This is a genomic window from Aquibium microcysteis, from assembly GCF_014495845.1.
Classification (GTDB): Bacteria; Pseudomonadota; Alphaproteobacteria; order Rhizobiales; family Rhizobiaceae; genus Aquibium; species Aquibium microcysteis.
In genome coordinates, this window is record NZ_CP061080.1 from 3,958,999 (window position 1) to 3,977,223 (window position 18,225).

Consider the following 18,225-nt stretch of genomic DNA (forward strand, 5'->3'; position numbering starts at 1 on the left):
GTCGCCCGCGTACCGGGCATGGACATGCAGCAGACGTTGCCTTGGTCCCGGCCCCAACGCACTGGGATAAGAGTGACGCACTATGGCGGTCAGGGACGCCGAAGGGTTCGGCGCGGCCGGCATCTTCGTCGGCCGTCCCGGCGTCCGGCAGGTCGTCCCGCCGGACACTTTCGTCCGACGCCACTTCGACGTCCTCCCGCATCCTCACCGACGCCCGCAGGCTGACGCGAGGCCCGCCGCGGCCGCGTCGCGCACGTCGCCCCCGCCCAGTCCCCCCGCTCTCGAGAACGCCGATGCGAGGAACGGCGTCCTCCGCTTGCCCGGGGCGCCGGTCGGAGGCGCGGTGTCCGGCCGGATGAAGACACACCGGACCACCGCGAGGCCGTCGTACGCGACGGCTCGGACGGCCGACGGCTGACCGGTTCGACGGCGCGGAGCAGATCGCGCCACCCCGCCCCGGATCCGCTCGATAGCCGCGTGCGGGGTCGGGGGCACCTGCGTCTCCGGCGGCGGCTGGATGGCGCGGCACGCCACCGGCCTGGCAACGGGCGCACGCACGAAAAAAGGCCGGGAGCATGTCCCGGCCTTTTCAGTGCATCGGATCTTCGAAGGCTCAGCCTTGCGGCTGCGGCTCCAGCGGCGCGTCGGGCTCTTCCCCGCCCTTCGGCTTGCCGCGCGTGGTGCCGGCCTTGGGCACCGCGGAGCCGCGCGAGGGCGGATTGTCGTCGCCGGTGTCGCGCGTCGGCTTGGTGCCGGCGAGCAGTTGACGGATTTCCTCGCCCGACAGCGTCTCGTACTCGAGCAGGCCCTCGGCGATCGCGATCCATTCCTTGTTGTATTCGGTCAGGATGCGGGTCGCCTCGACATAGGCCTCGTCGATCAGGCGGCGCACTTCCGCGTCGATGATCTGCGCCGTCTCTTCCGACACGTTCTGCGTGCGCGCCACCGAATGGCCGAGGAAAACCTCCTCCTGATTCTCGCCGTAGGCCACGTGGCCGAGCTTGTCGGAGAAGCCCCAGCGGGTCACCATCGCCCTCGCGAGCTTGGTCGCCTGATCGATGTCGGACGAAGCGCCCGAGGTGATGTTCTCCTTGCCGAACTTCATTTCCTCGGCGACGCGGCCACCCATCATGATGATCAGTCGGGAGGTCATCCACTTGTAGCTCATCGAGTAGCGGTCGCCCTCGGGAAGCTGCATGACCATGCCGAGCGCGCGGCCGCGCGGGATGATCGTCGCCTTGTGCAGCGGATCGGCTGCCTGCACCTTGAGCGCGGTGATGGCGTGGCCGGCCTCGTGGTAGGCGGTCAGTTCCTTCTCGGCCAGCGTCATGGCGGTCGAGCGACGCTCGGCGCCCATCATGATCTTGTCCTTGGCGTCCTCGAACTCCGCCATCGTGACGAGACGCTTGTTGCGCCGCGCCGCCATCAGCGCCGCCTCGTTGACGAGATTGGCGAGGTCGGCGCCCGAGAAGCCCGGCGTGCCGCGCGCCAGTACCTTGAGATCGACGTTCGGCGCCAGCGGCACGTTGCGCGAATGCACCTTGAGGATCTTCTCGCGGCCGGTGATGTCGGGGTTCGGCACCACCACCTGGCGATCGAAGCGGCCCGGACGCAGCAGTGCGGGGTCCAGCACGTCCGGCCGGTTGGTGGCGGCGATCAGGATGATGCCCTCGTTGGCCTCGAAGCCGTCCATCTCGACGAGCAGCTGGTTCAGCGTCTGCTCGCGCTCGTCGTTGCCGCCGCCGAGACCGGCGCCGCGATGACGGCCGACCGCGTCGATTTCGTCGATGAAGATGATGCAGGGGGCGTTCTTCTTGGCCTGCTCGAACATGTCGCGGACGCGGCTCGCGCCGACGCCGACGAACATTTCGACGAAGTCCGAACCCGAGATGGTGAAGAACGGGACGTTGGCCTCACCTGCCACCGAACGGGCGAGCAGGGTCTTGCCGGTGCCGGGAGGGCCGACGAGCAGGACGCCGCGCGGGATCTTGCCGCCCAGCCGCTGGAACTTCTGCGGGTCGCGCAGGAACTCGACGATCTCCTCGAGGTCTTCCTTGGCCTCGTCGACGCCGGCCACGTCCTGGAACGTCACCCGGCCGTGCGCCTCCGTCAGAAGCTTCGCCTTCGACTTGCCAAAGCCCATGGCGCGTCCGGAGCCGGACTGCATCTGGCGCATGAAGAAGATCCAGACGCCGAGGATCAGGATCATCGGCAGCCACGAGATCAGGTAGCCGAGGATCGAATTGGACCCGTCGGTCTCCGGTCGGGCGTTGATCGTCACGCCGCGTTCTTCCAGCCTCGAGACCAGCGTGGGGTCACCGGGAGAATAGGTCTGGAACGAGGTGCCGTTGTCCACGTAGGTGCCGGTGATCCGCTCGCCGGCGATCGTCACCGACCGCACCCGGCCCGCCGAGACGTTCTGAAGGAACTCGGAATAGGCGATCTCGCTGGCGTTGCCGCGCTGCTGCGGGGTCTGGAACAGATTGAAGAGCGCGATCAGGAGGACGGCTATGATCGCCCACAGCGCAAGATTGCGGTAGTTCGGATTCATCTTTGGGTCCCGTACGCACCTTCTGGAGGCGCGCGTCCATCGTGGAGAACTCGGCTTAACATAGGGTTGGTGCGGGACCTTGCCAAGCAGAAGCCCGCCGTTCGGTTAAGCAGCTTATGCGGCATTGTGACTGTCCCAAGGCGAAGCCGGAAAAGAATGGCCGTCGAGCAGTGCGCGCAGCGCCTCCGCAGGCGCCAGATCGAAGCTCGGCAGGTAGCGCGCATAAGGCGCCGCCACGCGCCGGAGCAACAGGCCGTCGCGCCGGGAGCCGGACAGATCGAGGCTGGCTGCCGCTCCGCGCACGTGCAGCAGCGGCTCCGCCGCCAGGGCCGCACGCACCAGTGCGGGTGGCGCCGCGGTATCGGCCGACGAACGCGCCCTGGCCTCCGCCAGCGTCCTGCCCGCGGCCTCCACGACCGCGTTTGCGGGGAACGGCCGTTCCGCGAGCCGGAAACGCCCATCCCAGACGGCGCCCGCAACGGCGGGGGCAGCCCCGGTCCATCCGGCCCGGATCTCCCGGTGCAGGTAGAACGCCCCCTTGCGCCGCTCGGCGACGGCGCCGCCGAGCGAACCGCGCCCATGTCCGCTGGCGAGGCGTTCGAACAGGCCTCGCGCGCGGGGGGCGTCCGGAAGATGCTCGCGCCCGCCGACGGCTGCGACCAGCAGCCGGAACGCCAGCCGCGCTGCCGCCGCGTCCTGCGCCGCAAGAAGTCCGGCATCGACGCGCACGAGCCCCGGCGCGGCGAGGCCGGCGTGGCGCTCGATCAGCGAACCGGCGCGCCGCCCGAGGTCGACCCGCTCCAGCGCCGCAAGCCGCCCCTCTTCCAGCAGTGCCCCGACGATCCCTTCCTCGCCCGGACCCGCGAGCGCGCGGCGCGCCCGCGCGCGCTCGTAAGCCGTCTGCTCGTTGGTCGGATCCTCGATCCAGGTGACCCCGGCGCGCGCCAGCATCCCGCGCAACGCCGAGCGCGCGTGCGAAAGCAGCGGTCGGACGAACCACGTCGCACCGTCGTAGAGCGTCGCGGGCGCGATACCGGCCAGCCCGCGTCCGCTGCCGCGCGCGCGGCGCATGGCGATCGTCTCGGCCTGATCGTTCGCGGTGTGGCCGGTGAGCACCATGGCAGCATCGAGCGACCGTGCGGCTTCGGCGAGCAGCCGGTGACGCGCCTCGCGCGCCGCGGCCGGCACGCCGGACGACGGCTTGCTGCCCTCCCAACGGAGGGTGCGGTGAGGAATGCCGTGCGAATCACAGAAGGCGGCAACGCGATCGGCCTCGTCTGCCGCTTCTGGCCGCAGGCCGTGATCCACGGTCATCGCCACGAGGTCGCCGAACGGTCGGCGGACGAGAAAGGCCTGGAGCAGGACCAGCAGCGCCATCGAGTCGCTGCCTCCGGACACGGCGGCGACGACGGGGCGCCCGGGCGGGAAGGACAGGCCGGAAAAGATGCGGTCGGGCTGGATGTCGTCGATCGGACGCCCCTCCTTTTGCCGACAGGCCGGTTGCCGGTACGCTGCAGCACCCAGGTCCCGGGCGTGCGCGGCGATGGACCGGCGGCAGCGCGGTCTTCGTGTCAGCAGCCGGCGAGCGCCTGCTCTGCCCGCACGCGCTCCTTGAGCGCGGAGGAAACGTTCTTGTAGCGCTTGCCGATCTCGGCATAGGTCGCGCAGGCGACGTCGCGCTGCTGCAGGGCGGCCAGCGAGACGCCGAGCTTCAGCAGCATGTCGGGCGCCTTGGACGAGTCGGGGAATTCGCGGTTGGCCGCCAGGAACGTCTCGGCGGCGCTGCGATACTGCTCCATGCCGAGCAGCGCCTCGCCGAGCCAGTAGCGCGCGTCGGAGGTCTTCGGATCGTTGGGGAAGCGTTCGATGTGCTCGCGGAAACCAGCCTCCGCGGTCGGATAGTCGCCGGACAGGATGAAGTTGTAGGCGTTCCGGTAGAGTTCCTCGGGATCGTCGGTCGGCGGCAGTGCCGCCACCTTCGTGTCGTCCGTGTCTGCCCCGCCCTCGTCCATCATCGGCGCGGCCGCGCCTGCCACGCCCCCGTTGGTGTCCAGGGTGCCGCCGGTCGGGTTGCCGTTGGCGTCGAAGGTCACGGTTCCCAGCGTCCGGGGCGGGGTCCCACGGGCCGGTGCGTCCGGCTGGACCGAGGGTGCCGCGGGCGTGGCCGGGTCGGCCGCCGCGACCCGGCTGCCCGTGCTCCCGGCCGCATCGCCCCGCTTCTCTTCCAGCTGCTGCAGGCGGAACTCGTTGTCTTCCTGCATCTTGCGCATCTGGTCCTGCATCTGCAGGAGCAGGAAGTTGAGCTCCTCGACACGACCGGTCAGGTCGCGCAGCTGCTCCTCGAGCGCCGGGATGCGCGGGTCGCCCGTCTGGGCGAGCTGAACGGTCGCGGTGTCGTTCGACCGGCCGAGCCAGTTGGGTGGAAGCAGGCTGCCGATGCCGCCGCCCTGCGTCCCGGTCTCGGCCTGGCCGAAGGGAAAGGCATGCGCACCGCCCGTCAAAAGCAGGGGCACGACGACGGCCGCACGAAAGAGTGTCTTCAGTCTCATCGAGAATCTCGCTTCGGGAAATGCGAAAGGACGGAGCGCTGGCGCGCCCCGGATTCCGATCCTATCAAGACTTGCGACTTCGGCCAAATTTTGTTTCGCGCGCGGCCGTGATGCCTTCGCGCAGCCCCCGGCGCCCCCGGGACGCCGGGTCGCCGGCCGGATCAGCTTCCGGCGCCGCCGAGCAGCGTCACGGCGCGGCGGTTCTGAGACCAGCAGGAAATGTCGTCGCAGACGGCGACCGGACGCTCCTTGCCGTAGGAGATGGTCCTGAGGCGATTGCCGGCGACGCCGCGCGACACCAGGAAGTCGCGAGCGGCCGCGGCGCGGCGTGCGCCCAGCGCGATGTTGTATTCGCGCGTTCCGCGTTCGTCGGCATGGCCCTCGATGGTGATCGAATAGGAGGGATACTGGTTCAGCCACTGCGCCTGACGGGCGAGAATCTGCTGGGCGTCGGCGCGGACCACGGACGAATCCGTGTCGAAGAAGATGCGGTCGCCGACGTTGACGGTGAAATCCTGCTGCGTTCCCGGCCGCGCCGCGCCGCCTGCGCCGGCCCCGGCGCCGAGGCCGATGTCGGCCGCGCTGTTGGGAATCTTCTTGGACGCGCAGCCCGTCACGGCAAGCGCCATGACCAGTGCGAGAACGGCGGGATTGCGGGTCAGTGCTGCGATACGGCGCATGCGCCACTCCTTCGCATTTGCGTTGTTCCTTTGACCTTCCAGTAACCACGTCGGGGTTAACCGGCGCACAATGAACGTGGTTAACGAAGTGTTGCCGATGCCCCGGCGGCGCGATTCCCGGAAGGTGGCGCCATGGGCACACTAGGTCCAATTGCGGCGGAAACGGGACGCCGCGCCGCCGCAATCGCGGACTTGCGCCGGAGAGCACCTCGTCCGCGAAGGAAACCGCAACCGAAACGAGTTTGGCGGCGGGACGTCCGCCGCCACCCGCGGCACGGCGTCAGTCGAGCAGCGGCGACCAGGCCGGATCCGAAGCGAAATTCGGGCTCGCGATGGCCTGTTCGTTCCGGCCGGTCAGGTCGATCGAGTAGAGCTGCGGGCCGGGAGAGCCGGCAGCCTGCCGGAAGAACATCAGGACGCGGCCGTTGGGTGCCCAGGTCGGTCCCTCCTGGCTGAAGCCCGAGGAGAGGATCCGCTCGCCCGAACCGTCCGTGCGCATCACGCCGATCTGGAACTCACCGCCCGTCTGCTTCGTGAAGGCGATGAGGTCGCCGCGCGGCGACCAGACCGGGGTCGAATAGGTGCCCTCGCCGAACGAGATGCGGCGCTGGTTGGAACCGTCCGAGTTCATGACGTAGATCTGCGTCCGACCGCCGCGGTCGGAGGTGAAGACGATCTGCGAGCCATCCGGCGAATAGGATGGCGAGGTGTCGATCGCATTGGAATTGGTCAGCCGCGTCGTGGCGCGGCTGCGCAGGTCGAGCACGTAGATGTTGGAATTGCCGTCGTCGCGCAGCAGGCTCATGATCACCTTCTGGCCGTCCGGCGAGAAGCGCGGCGCGAAGGTCATGCCGGGGAAGTTTCCGACCAGTTCCCGCTGGCCCGTCTCGAGCTGCAGCAGGTAGACCTGCGGCTGCCCGCCCTCGTAGGACATGTAGGTGATCTCCTGCCGGCTCGGCGAAAAGCGGGGGGTCAGCGCGATCGACCGGCCGTCGGACAGGAAGCGCGCATTGGCACCGTCCTGGTCCATGATGGCGAGGCGCTTCATCCGCTGGTTCCTCGGCCCCGACTCGTCGATGAAGACGATCCGGGTGTCGAAATAGCCCCGCTCGCCGGTCAGGCGCTCGTAGATCGCGTCGGAGATGATGTGCGCGACGCGGCGGACGTTCGACTGCGAGGCGAAGAACTGCTCGCCGGCGAGTTGCTGACCCGCGAACGTGTCCCACAGCCGGTACTCGGCGCGGACGCGGCCGTCCGCTTCCCGGGTCACCCGGCCCGTGACCAGCGCCTGGGCGTTGATCACCTTCCAGTCGTCGAAACGCGGAGCGGCGTCCGGATTGGATATCTTCTCGATGAACGCCGCCTTGGCGATCGGCGCGAACAGCCCGGACCGCTGCAGGTTGGCCGACACGATTCCGGAAATCTCGGCACCGAGTGCGTCGGCGGACAGGAAGTCCGTGATGGCGATCGGCAGCGGCTCGACGACGCCCTTGTTGACGTCGACTTCGAGGACGGCCCGCGCCGGAGCCGTCATCACTCCCGACACCGACACCGCGACGGCGGCTGCGAGGAGGAAGGCTTTGAATGTGAAATTCATGGCATGACCTTAATTCGTGACTTGCGGGGCGGACTAGCCGCGAATCGTGCTCAGAACATGTCGCGGGGATCGAAGTTGACGATCACCTCGGCCCAGGTGTCGTACTTGTCGGCCGGAAGATTGAACGGCTCGCACTTCTGGACCGCGCGCACCGCGGACTCGGCCGCGATGCGACCGGCGCCGGAGCTCGAGCCGCCGGCCACCACTTCGGGACGGCCCTCGAGATTGCCCGAGCGGTCGAGCCGGAAACGGACCGAGACACGCAGCGCATCGCCGTCCTCGGCGCCCGCCGGGATGCTCCAGCACGAGCCGAGACGCTGGCGCAGCGCATCCATCTCGCTCTGCGACAGCTTCTCGCCCGTCGTCCTGCGCTCGCCGCCCAGGGCGGCCTGCTCGTTGGACCGCTTCGCGCCGCCGCCAGAGGCCTTCTCCTTGTTGAGGAGCGCCGCCACGTCGTCGAGCACGTTGTCGTCGGCCTTCTCGGCCGTCTTCTGCGCCGGCTGCGTCACGGGCTTCTGCGGCTTCTCGGGTACCTTCCGCTCGGCTTCCTTCGCGGGCTGCGGCGGGCGGGGCCGCGCCTCGGGCCGGGGTGCCGTGTCGGGCAGCGCAGGCTCGGCCGCGACCGCGGTCTCGACCGGCTTGGGCTCGGGTTCGGGCGTCGGTTCCGCCTTCGGCGCGGGTTCGGGCACGGGGGCGGCCTCGACGGGCGGCGCGGGCTCGGGGGCTGGCGGCGGAACGGGCGCGGGCGCGGGCGCCGGTTCCGCCACCGGCTCGGGCCGCGGTGCGGGCTCCGGCGACGCCTGCGGCAGCGCTGCGGTCTGCACTTCGCGCGGCTTCGGGTCGGGCGTCGGCGGCGCCTGCGTGTCCTGCGAATTGTTGCCGAAGCGCTGGGCGTCCGGAACGACGGACGGACGCGTGGTGGGCGTCGGCGCGGGCGTCTCCGCGACGGGTGCCTTCTTGTCGCCTTCGAGGACGCGCGTGATCTCCTCGATCGGCACGATGTCGATCGGCAGGGACTCGACGTCGATCACGTCGTGCGGCTTGGGCGACGACAGGGACACCAGTCCCGCGCCGATGACGAGAACGTGCAGGACCGTTGAAGTGACCACTCCGAAACGCATCTGCGTCAGCTGTCCTGCTCCTGCAGCGTCACGAGGCCGAGATTGCGGAAGCCGGCGGCCGAGATGCGCGCCATGACCCGCATGACCGTGCCGTAGTCCGCGTTGCGGTCGCCGCGCACGTAGATGCGCTCCTCGTAGCCGGTCTTCGATATGGCCTCGAGCTTGGGCACCACTTCCTCGATCGGGATCTCGGTCTCCTGGAGGAAGATCCGACCCTCTTCGTTGATCGATACGGTGATCGGCTGCGTCTCGGCGTTGAGCGCGCGCGCCTGCGTTTCCGGCAGGTCGATGGGAACGCCGACGGTCAGCAGCGGCGCCGCCACCATGAAGATGATGAGCAGCACCAGCATCACGTCGACGAAGGGCGTGACGTTGATCTCCGACATCAGGGCGTGCTTGCGCCCGCGGCGCCTGTGTCCGCGACCGCCGCCGCCTGTTCCGACCGACATGCCCATGGCGTTGCTCCGTCAGGCGCGTTGCGCGACCTTTTCATCGATCTGCCGCGACAATATGGCGGAGAACTCGTCGGCGAAGCCTTCCATCCGCGAACCCAGCTTGCTGGCGTCGGATGACAGCTTGTTGTAGGCGATGACCGCAGGAATGGCGGCGAGCAGGCCGATGGCCGTGGCCAACAGCGCTTCCGCGATGCCGGGCGCCACGACGGCGAGGCTGGTGGATTTCGACCCGGCGATGGCCTGGAACGACGTCATGATGCCGACCACGGTGCCGAACAGGCCGATGAAGGGTGCCGCCGAGCCGATGGTGGCGAGGAAGCCCAGCCGGCCCTCCAGCTTCTCCATCTCGCGGGTGAGCGCGAGGTCCATCGCCTTGTCGATGCGCGTCTGCAGACCCATCGGCGCCCGGGCGCCCTTCTCGAAGCTCTTCTTCCACTCGCGCATGGCGGCGACGAAGATCGAACTCATGCCGCTGGTGCTGCGGTCCGCGAGGGTTCGGTAGAGCTCCTCCAGCGACTGCCCCGACCAGAAGGTCTTCTCGAAGCGGTTGAGCGCGACCTTCATGCGGCCGAAGGCGACGACCTTGTCGATGATGATCGCCCAGGTCCAGACGGACGCCAGGAGCAGACCGATCATGACGAGCTTGACGATGAGGCCCGCCTGCATGAAGAGGGCCCAGAGCGAAACGTTGGCGTGCGGCTCGATGAGAGCGGTGGTTTCCATCGACGTCCAATCCTAGGGTGTGTGCGGCGGCCGGTCGGTGCGGCCCCTTTGCGGAAGCCCTTCCCGGTGACGATCCGGCGATCACCCCGGCTTCGCCGCCTCGGGGTTTATCCGGTGAATCTTGGTCAAACGAAGGCGTGCCCGCCCGCTTGCATTTTCCCGAACGAATTCATGAATGATTATGGTTAATCATCCGTTAGGAAAGACCGTTGCCGCGGTCAATCCCGCGCCGGCAGGAATCGCCCCGTCCAATCCTTGGGAAAGCGCCGCGGCCGGCCGTTCATGCCGATGATCGCCGCTTCCACGCGGGCTTCGATCAGCAGGTCCGCGCCGCGCAGGATCCGCTGTGCCATCACGATGCGGGCGCCCGATATCTCCGCTGTGCGCGTCTCGATGGTCAGCACGTCGTCCATCCGTGCGGAGCCGCGAAAGTCGATCTCCATGCGCCGGACCACCCAGACGATCCTCTCGCCATGGGCGCCGTCGGCCAGTTCCGTATGATGGACGCCGCACAACCGCAGATAATCCGACCGACCGCGTTCCAGGAACTCCAGATAACGTGCGTGATAGACGACGCCGGAGAAGTCGGTATCGGCATAGTAGACCCGCGCCGAGAGACGGTGTCCCTCCCGCGTCAGTTCGCCGGAAAGGCCGGTCACGATCTCACCATCATCCGCCATCGCGCTTCCCTTCGCAGGTCATCTCTGCCATGCGTCGCCCCATGTTGCGACATTCGATCTCGATTGCATTTCGGTCTTCCTCGATCAAGGCACGGTTCGCCCGGGTCCTCGCGCTGGCTCTTCTGGCGGCGGGTCTCGTCCTGCCCGCCGGCGCAGCCACCTTCGAGGCCAGGCGCGGTCTCAACCTCGACATCTGGGTCACCTGGCCGGAGGAGCGCCTCTGGCACGAGGAGGACGCCATCCTTCCCTTCCCCGAATGGCGCCGGTCCCTCGACGAAGCGGGTCTCGCCCGCCTGAAGGCGGGCGGCTTCGACTTCATGCGCATGCCGGTCGATCCCTCGCCCTTCCTGTCGCCGGCTGCGGCGGCGTTTCACGACCGTCTGTACGAGGAGGTGCTGGAAGCGGCCCGCACGGTCAACCGCGCCGGCCTCAAGGTGATCGTCGACCTGCATCTCTTCCCGGCCGGCACCAACCGCTCGATCGGCATGAGCGAGGTCATGGACGATCCCGCGCTGTTCGATCGCTATCTGGAGGTGGTGCGCCGCCTCGCCGCGACGCTGAAGCGCGAGGATCCGGCGATGCTGGCGCTGGAACTGATGAACGAGCCGGTGATCGACTGCGAGCCGGGAGAGAACGCCTGGCCGGAGCGCCTGCGCCGCCTCCACGCAGCCGCCCGCTCCCAGGCGACGCGCCTGACGCTGGTCCTGTCGGGCGGCTGCTGGGGCTCGGCCGAGGGTCTGGCTGCGCTCGACCCGGCCGCGATCCCCGACGACAACGTGCTGTGGAGCTTCCACTCCTACGCGCCCTTCCTGCTCACCCACCAGGGCGCGACCTGGACGGGCGACTTCATCCCCTACATCACCGGCCTGCCCTTCCCGCTGCACGCGGCGGGCAAGGCCGAGCTGGACGCTGCGCTGAAGGCCATCCGCGACCGGATCCGGGCCGAGGCACCGCTCCTGCGCCAGCCCGGGCTGCTCGCCTATCTCGACGAGCAGGTCGCCACCGTGGATACCGAGGAGAAGCTGGAAGCCGTGATGGACGAGCCCTTCCGCATCGTCGAGGACTGGGCCCGCCGGCACGGCATCGACCCGGGCGACGTCCTGCTCGGGGAGTTCGGCATGATCCGCCAGGAATGGCAGGACGACCACGTCATGTCCCCCCGCTCCCGCGCCGCCTACTACCGAACCATGATCGCCCACGCCGAACGCCACGGCTTCGCCTGGTCGATGTGGAGCTACGGCGGTGCGTTCGGCGTGGTGGAGGAATTCGAGGGCCGGAAGGCGGAGCCCGACGTGCTGGAGATGGTGCGGGGGCTACGGTAGCGAACCAGCGGAATTGCGGGTACAGCTTATGTAACTCGGCTGTTCTCCGCCGCGCCGAAGGTCGAGGCCGACGCTTAGTTGCGTAAATTGTCCCCGCAATTCTGCCCCCCGATTCACTCCTCCTCGAACAGCCGCCCCTGCACCGCCGCCATGCTGCGCGGCGGCTCCAGGCCCATGTGGGTCCAGGCATTGGCAGTGAGCACGCGGCCGCGCGGGGTGCGCTGGATGAAGCCCTGCTGGATGAGATAGGGCTCGATGATGTCCTCGATGGCGTCGCGCGGCTCCGACAGGCCGGCCGCGATGGTCTCGATGCCGACCGGGCCGCCGCCGAAGTTCCGCAGGATCATCGACAGGTAGCGCCGGTCGAGATTGTCGAGGCCGAGCGCGTCGACCTCGAGCCGGAGCAGCGCCTCGTCGGCGATCGTCCGCGTCACCGTCTGCGCACCCGCCACCGTCGCGAAGTCGCGCACCCGGCGCAGCAGGCGCCCGGCGATGCGCGGCGTGCCGCGGGCGCGCCTGGCGATCTCGGTCGCACCGTCGTCGCTCATCGGCAAGCCGAGGATGCGCGCGCCGCGCCGCACGATCAGTTCCAGTTCCTCGACGGTGTAGAAGTTGAGCCGCACCGGAATGCCGAAGCGGTCGCGCAGCGGGTTGGTGATGAGCCCGAGCCGCGTCGTGGCGGCGACCAGCGTGAAGCGCGCGAGGTCGATCTTGACCGACCGTGCCGCCGGTCCCTCGCCGATGATCAGATCGAGCTGGAAATCCTCCATCGCCGGATAGAGGATTTCCTCCACGGCGGGCGACAGCCGGTGGATCTCGTCGATGAACAGCACGTCGCGGTCTTCGAGATTGGTGAGCAGCGCGGCGAGATCGCCCGCCTTGGCGATCACCGGGCCGGAGGTGGAGCGGAAGTTCACGCCCATCTCCTTGGCCATGATCTGCGCCAGCGTCGTCTTGCCGAGCCCGGGCGGGCCGACGAAGAGAACGTGGTCGAGCGCCTCGCCGCGGCCGCGTGCCGCCTCGACGAACACCTTCAGGTTCGCCCGCGCCGCCGCCTGGCCGACGAACTCGTCGAGCGTCTGCGGCCGCAGCGTCGAATCGACGTCCTCGCCGCGCTTTTCCGACGAGATCAGGCGGGGGGACGTGGTCATGTCAGCAGCCTCATGCCTGGGACCGCCTTCGCCGCCGGCGCATCGAGCGTATAGGTGAAATCGCAGCCCGCCTCGAGGTTGATCTGCGAAATCACCAGGTCCGAATAGTCGCGGTGGCCGCTCGCGAGCGTGTCGGCCCAGTGGCGAAACGGATTCGTGTCGAGCACGCGCAGTTCCTCGCTTTCGAGAAGCCCGGCAAGCGTGGATCGCGCGGTCGTCCGGTCCACGCCGGCCTTCCTCTCGAGGACCCAGAGGCTCTCCGCGACGACGACGACGTTCACGAGGAGCGGGTCGTCCGGAGAGGTCCGCCCGATCAGCGCCGCCGCCCGCTGGAACATCGCTTCGTCGTCCCTCAGCAGCAGCCGCACGACGACGTTGGTGTCAATCCCGATCAAGGTGCCGCTCGTCCCGCTCCATGGCGGCGATCGCCCCTGCCGACTTGATGTCGGCCTGGGTCAGCGGCTTGCGCCCGGGATCGTGCAGTGCGCCCGCGAAATCGAGCGCCGAGCGCCGCGGCCTGGCTTCGAGGACGTACTGGCCGTCCTGCTTGCGGAAGACGAGCCGATCGCCGGGCCTGAGGTTCAGGTCCTCGCGCACCTGCTTCGGCAGCGTCATCTGGTTCTTGGAAGTCAAGGTGGTCGAGGGATGCACGCCGAACTCCTTTCACGCACAGGATAGTAAGGAGAGAGCGCTCACGCAAGGCATCACCGTGCCAGCTCCTTCAGGCCGGCCCGGATCAGCTTCGACGAATCCGCGCCGTCGCCGGCCGTCTTCAGCGCCGCGGCGACCGCGGTGGCGGCGACGTCGCGCGAATAACCGAGGTTGACCAGCGCCGACACCGCGTCGGCCACCGGCGCGGGCGCCACGCCTTCGCCCAGCTCCTGCTTCAGGCCCATCGCCGCGGCGGCCTCGCCCGTGTAGGCGGGTGCCTTGTCGCGCAGCTCGGTGACGATGCGCTCGGCGACCTTCTTGCCGACGCCCGGTGCGCGCGCGACCATGGCGATGTCGCGCAGCGCCACCGCGTTGGCGAGTTCGGAAGCGGTCAGCGTCGACAGCACCGCCAGCGCCACCTTCGCGCCGACGCCGGGAACGTTGTTCTGCAGCAGGCGGAACCACTCGCGTTCGAGGGCGGAGCCGAAGCCGTAGAGCCGGATCATGTCTTCGCGCACGTAGGTCTCTATGTGCAGCACCACCGCCTCGCCGATGCCGGGGAGCTTGGACAGGGTGCGGGCGGGGCAGTAGGCGACGTAGCCGACGCCGTGCACGTCGACGACGCAGTGGTCCTCGGCGATCTCGTCGAGCGTTCCCTTGAGCTTCCCGATCATCGAATCGATCCCGCGCGGTGTTGGAGACGTTCGACCGCTGTATCACCGGCGCCGTGCTTTCGGCAAAGCGCAGGTCCCCAGGCTCAGCTCATGCCGGGAAGCGCGGAATCGACGGCGGCTCCGGCAGCAGGCGCCAGACCAGCCAGGACAGGATCGCCATGAACCCCATGGCGGGAATGACGGTGGCGGCGGCCGTCACCGGCTCGCCGATCATCGCCGCCGCCGTGCCGCCGACCAGACCGCCGGCCATCTGCATGAACCCGGAGATCGAGGAGGCGGCGCCGGCGATGTGCGGAAACGGCGCGATGGAGGCCACCATCATCGCCGGCATGATGAAGGCGATGCCGAAGGCGAAGAGCCCGACCGGTGCCATCACCGACAGGAATGTCGGCGGCGCCATGCGCAGCAGCACGGCGAGCAGGATGCAGGCGACGGCGACGCAGGCGAGGCCGAAAGGGACCAGCCGCGACGCCGGCATCAGCTGCAGGCAACGGCGCACGATCAGCGAGCCTGTGAAGAAGCTTCCGGACTGCAGCAGCATGCCGAGCCCGAACTCGGTCGCCGACAGGCCGACCCGTTCCATGAGCAGGAAGGGCAGCACCGTGGCCAGCGTGTAGAGCGAGCCGACAGTGCCCGCTATGACGAGGCTGCACAGCACGAAGTAGGGACTGCCGAACAGCGTCGCGTAGGATTTCGCCAGGGCCGCGGGCCGGATCCGCGACATGTCGCGCGGCACCGTCTCACTGAGGCCGAATTGGACCACCAGCACGACGACCACGCCCAGCGCCACCATGGCGAGAAAGATCGCGTGCCAGCCGGCGGCGATCATGATGAGGCCGCCGATGGTGGGCGAGAAGGCCGGACCGACGGCGAGCACGATCGCCTGGAGATTCATGATGCGCGCCGCCCGGTCGTCGTGGAACAGGTCGCGGATCAGCGCCCGCGAGATCGCCACGCCGACGGCCGATCCGACCCCCTGGAAGAAGCGGGCCGCGATCAGGATCTCGACCGACGGCGCCACCAGCGCCACGAGGCTGGCGATCAGGTAGATCGTCATGAAGCCCAGCACGACCGGCTTGCGGCCGAAACCGTCCGAGAGCGGACCGCACACGAGCTGCGACAGCGCGAAGCCCGCGAAATAGAGCGACAGGCTGAGTTTCACAGCCGCCTCGGTGCTGCCGAAGGCATGCACGATCTCCGGCATCGCCGGCGTGTAGAGCGCCATCGACACCGGACCGACAGACACCATCAGCGCGCCGATCAGGCCGACGCGGCGTTCGCTCATCACGACGGGCGGGCGGGACAGAGGTGCGTTCACGCCGGTTCTCCCGGCCGCGGCGCTTCGCCCTTCATTGCGGACAGATCCTCGCGCAGCGCCTTCAGCAGGCCGATCAGCTCGTTCCACCGCTCGGCGCCCAGGGTGCGGGTCAGGTCCTGGCGGATAGCCGCGCCGATCGAACGCACTTCGGCGAGCACGTCCTCGGCCTCGGGCGTCAGTTCCACCAGCTTCGCACGGCGATCGGCCGGATCTGCCGCCCGGGTCACGAGCCCGCGGCCTTCGAGCCGGTCGAGATAGCCCGACAGCGTCATCGCCTCGACGCCCATCCGCTCGGCGAGCACGTTCTGGCGCACGACGCCGCAGCGCGCGATGTTGGCGAGTGCCCGTCCTTCTCCCGGCGTCACCGCCACGCCGGCGGCCGCGATGCGACGCTCGATCTCGGCGCGAACGAGGCGCGCGACGTCGGAAATCAGAAACCCGAGCGAATCGGGATCGGCAGGCAGGGTCATGTCGGACAGACCTAAATTGATAAGGCGAACTTATAATAAGGTGCACGTATCAATCGGGCGCTGCGCCGTCAATCCCGTTGCGCGCGGGCCGGGACCGCCTTACATCCGGGGCTGGCCCGAAGGAACCCCCCATGACCGACACCGCGTCCGCGCCCGTCCCCTCTCCGCTCGTCCGCTGGACCGGCCCGATGGGACTTCCGGACTTCGCGCAGATCACCGACGACGCCTTCGAGGCTGCCTTCGACGCGGGCTTTTCGGCGCATGCGGCCGAGATCGAGGCCATCGCGGCCGACGCGGCGGCACCGACCGTCGCCAACACGCTCGCTGCGCTCGAACGCGCCGGTGAAGCGCTCAGCCGCGTCTCGGCGATCTTCTGGTGCAAGGCGGGCGCCGATACGAACGATACGATCCAGGCCCTGGAGCGCGCCGTTTCGCCGCGCATGGCGCGGCATTATTCCGCGATCGGCATGAACGAACGGCTCTTCGCCCGGATCGACGACCTCTACGCGCGCCGCGCCGACCTCGATCTCGACCCCGAGACCGCCCGCGTGCTGGAACTCACCTGGAAGGGCTTCGTCCGGTCCGGCGCGAAGCTGGGTGACGCCGACAAGCAGCGTCTCGCCGCCATCAACGAGGAACTGGCCTCGCTCGGCGCCCGCTTCGGCCAGAACGTGCTCGCCGACGAGCGCTCCTGGGCGCTGTTCCTCGGGCAAGACGATCTCGCGGGCCTGCCGGACTCGCTGCGCCGCGCCATGGCCGAGGCGGCGGCCGCGCGCGGCCGCGAGGGCGCCTTCGCCGTGACGCTGTCGCGATCCATCATGGAGCCCTTCCTCACCTTCTCCGATCGCCGCGACCTGCGCGAGACGGCCTTCCGTGCCTTCGTGGCGCGCGGCGAGAACGGCGGCGACACCGACAATCGCGGCATCGTGGCCGAGATGCTGCGGCTGCGGCAGGAGAAGGCCCGGCTGCTCGGCTATCCGTCCTATGCCGCGTTCAAGCTCGACAACACCATGGCCAAGACGCCAGACGCCGTGTCGCGCCTGCTCGACCCGGTCTGGGAAAAGGCGCTGGAGAAGGCTGCTGCGGACCAGGCCGAACTGACGCGGATCGCGGTCGCGGGCGGCCTCAACGCGCCCCTCGCGCCCTGGGACTGGCGCTACTACCAGGAGAAGCTGCGCGCGGAACGCTATGCCTTCGACGAGCAGCAGCTGAAGCCCTATTTCCGGCTCGACAACGTCATCGCCGCCTGTTTCGACGTCGCCGGCCGCCTCTTCGGCCTCGGCTTCGAGGAGAGGCAGGGCATCGCCGCCTGGCATCCCGACGTGCGCGTCTTCGAGGTGAAGAATGCCGACGGCACCCGTCGCGCCGTCTTCCTTGCCGACTATTTCAACCGCCCGTCCAAGCGCTCCGGCGCCTGGATGAGTTCGCTGCGCGGCGGCTGGTCGCTCGGCGACGGATCGAGCCCCATCATCTACAACGTCATGAATTTCGCCAAGGCGCCGAAGGGCGAGGCGGCGCTGCTCTCGATCGACGAGGCGCGGACCCTGTTCCACGAGTTCGGCCACGCGCTGCACGGCATGCTGAGCGAGGTCGTCTGGCCCTCGGTCTCCGGCACCGGCGTCCCGCGCGACTTCGTCGAACTGCCCTCGCAGCTCTACGAGCACTGGCTGACCGTTCCCGACGTCCTCGAGAAGCATGCCCGCCACGCCGAAACCGGCAAGCCGATGCCGCGCGACCTGATGGAGCGGATGGAAGCCTCGAGAACCTTCGGCGCCGGCTTCGCGACCGTGGAGTTCGCCGCCTCCGCGCTGATCGACATGGCCTACCACTCCGCCGCAGAAGCGCCCGCGGACCCGATCGTCTTCGAGCGGGAGACGCTGGCGCGGCTGAAGATGCCGGACGCCATCGCCATGCGCCACCGCACGCCGCACTTCGCGCATGTGTTCTCCGGCGACGGCTATTCGGCCGGCTACTATTCCTACATGTGGTCGGAGGTGCTGGACGCCGATGCGTTCTCGGCCTTCGAGGAGACCGGCGACCCCTTCGACCCGGAAACGGCGGCGCGGCTGCGCAGGCACGTCTATTCCGCGGGCGGATCGCGCGATCCCGAGGAGCTCTACACCGCCTTCCGCGGCAAGATGCCGTCGCCGGAGGCGATGATGCGCAAGCGCGGCCTCGCCTGATCGGTCGGGGCGGGCACGGCACCGCCGCGCCTCGGCGCCGCTTGCGTGAACCCGTCCGCCTGCTATGTCGCCTCCAACGAATCCGGCAATGGGAATGACA

17 protein-coding genes are annotated in these 18,225 nt (G+C 68.8%); 2 read left to right on the forward strand and 15 right to left on the reverse strand.

From position 1 onward, the window contains the following. Positions 1-613: 613 nt before the first annotated feature. From ftsH to ybgC, 9 genes are all read right to left on the reverse strand, one after another. Positions 614-2,551, reverse strand: a complete 1,938-nt coding sequence (gene ftsH, locus IAI54_RS18460; protein ID WP_187968579.1) for an ATP-dependent zinc metalloprotease FtsH — start codon at positions 2,549-2,551, stop codon at positions 614-616. Positions 2,552-2,665: 114 nt separating this feature from the next. Then, entirely contained in the window at positions 2,666-3,928 is a 1,263-nt protein-coding gene (tilS, locus tag IAI54_RS18465) for a tRNA lysidine(34) synthetase TilS (RefSeq protein WP_187968580.1), read from the reverse strand. A 194-nt stretch (positions 3,929-4,122) separates the two neighbouring features. Beyond that, the gene (ybgF, locus tag IAI54_RS18470; RefSeq protein WP_187968581.1) at positions 4,123-5,100 is read right to left on the reverse strand and encodes a tol-pal system protein YbgF; all 978 of its coding nucleotides are present in this window, start codon (positions 5,098-5,100) and stop codon (positions 4,123-4,125) included. Between the two features lie 161 nt (positions 5,101-5,261). Continuing rightward, positions 5,262-5,780, reverse strand: coding sequence for a peptidoglycan-associated lipoprotein Pal (gene pal, locus IAI54_RS18475; RefSeq protein WP_187968582.1), 519 nt, complete (start codon positions 5,778-5,780; stop codon positions 5,262-5,264). A 280-nt stretch (positions 5,781-6,060) separates the two neighbouring features. Next, entirely contained in the window at positions 6,061-7,377 is a 1,317-nt protein-coding gene (gene tolB / locus IAI54_RS18480; protein WP_187968583.1) for a Tol-Pal system beta propeller repeat protein TolB, read from the reverse strand. A gap of 50 nt (positions 7,378-7,427) precedes the next feature. After that, positions 7,428-8,498 (reverse strand): hypothetical protein, encoded by a 1,071-nt coding sequence (locus IAI54_RS18485; RefSeq protein ID WP_187968584.1) that lies wholly within the window; start codon positions 8,496-8,498, stop codon positions 7,428-7,430. 5 nt (positions 8,499-8,503) lie between these two features. Continuing rightward, positions 8,504-8,953: a protein TolR gene (tolR, locus tag IAI54_RS18490; RefSeq protein ID WP_187968585.1), complete on the reverse strand. Its 450-nt coding sequence runs from the start codon at positions 8,951-8,953 to the stop codon at positions 8,504-8,506. Positions 8,954-8,965: 12 nt separating this feature from the next. After that, positions 8,966-9,676: a protein TolQ gene (tolQ, locus tag IAI54_RS18495; protein WP_187968586.1), complete on the reverse strand. Its 711-nt coding sequence runs from the start codon at positions 9,674-9,676 to the stop codon at positions 8,966-8,968. Between the two features lie 218 nt (positions 9,677-9,894). After that, positions 9,895-10,356, reverse strand: coding sequence for a tol-pal system-associated acyl-CoA thioesterase (ybgC, locus tag IAI54_RS18500; protein ID WP_187968587.1), 462 nt, complete (start codon positions 10,354-10,356; stop codon positions 9,895-9,897). Positions 10,357-10,385: 29 nt separating this feature from the next. Here ybgC and IAI54_RS18505 point away from each other — a divergent pair, with 29 nt between their 5' ends. Continuing rightward, on the forward strand, positions 10,386-11,678 hold the full coding sequence (locus IAI54_RS18505) for a glycoside hydrolase family 5 protein (protein WP_235679094.1): 1,293 nt from the start codon (positions 10,386-10,388) through the stop codon (positions 11,676-11,678). Positions 11,679-11,791: 113 nt separating this feature from the next. On the opposite strand, the gene ruvB is transcribed toward IAI54_RS18505, so the two are convergent. The 6 genes from ruvB to IAI54_RS18535 all read right to left on the reverse strand — a co-directional run bounded on the left by ruvB (position 11,792) and on the right by IAI54_RS18535 (position 15,942). Beyond that, a complete protein-coding gene (gene ruvB, locus IAI54_RS18510; RefSeq protein ID WP_187968589.1) occupies positions 11,792-12,829 on the reverse strand; it encodes a Holliday junction branch migration DNA helicase RuvB in 1,038 nt (345 codons plus the stop codon). Further along, positions 12,826-13,224 (reverse strand): PIN domain-containing protein, encoded by a 399-nt coding sequence (locus IAI54_RS18515; protein ID WP_187968590.1) that lies wholly within the window; start codon positions 13,222-13,224, stop codon positions 12,826-12,828. Before IAI54_RS18515 ends, ruvB begins: the two co-directional genes overlap by 4 nt. Further along, positions 13,211-13,444 (reverse strand): AbrB/MazE/SpoVT family DNA-binding domain-containing protein, encoded by a 234-nt coding sequence (locus tag IAI54_RS18520; protein WP_210321147.1) that lies wholly within the window; start codon positions 13,442-13,444, stop codon positions 13,211-13,213. Before IAI54_RS18520 ends, IAI54_RS18515 begins: the two co-directional genes overlap by 14 nt. A gap of 89 nt (positions 13,445-13,533) precedes the next feature. Beyond that, entirely contained in the window at positions 13,534-14,154 is a 621-nt protein-coding gene (gene ruvA / locus IAI54_RS18525) for a Holliday junction branch migration protein RuvA (protein ID WP_187968592.1), read from the reverse strand. A gap of 88 nt (positions 14,155-14,242) precedes the next feature. Beyond that, on the reverse strand, positions 14,243-15,472 hold the full coding sequence (locus IAI54_RS18530) for a multidrug effflux MFS transporter (protein ID WP_235679095.1): 1,230 nt from the start codon (positions 15,470-15,472) through the stop codon (positions 14,243-14,245). Then, entirely contained in the window at positions 15,469-15,942 is a 474-nt protein-coding gene (locus IAI54_RS18535) for a MarR family winged helix-turn-helix transcriptional regulator (RefSeq protein ID WP_187968593.1), read from the reverse strand. Before IAI54_RS18535 ends, IAI54_RS18530 begins: the two co-directional genes overlap by 4 nt. A 131-nt stretch (positions 15,943-16,073) precedes the next feature. Between IAI54_RS18535 and IAI54_RS18540 the strand changes: the two genes are divergently transcribed. Beyond that, positions 16,074-18,125, forward strand: a complete 2,052-nt coding sequence (locus IAI54_RS18540; protein ID WP_187968594.1) for a M3 family metallopeptidase — start codon at positions 16,074-16,076, stop codon at positions 18,123-18,125. Positions 18,126-18,225 lie beyond the last annotated feature (100 nt).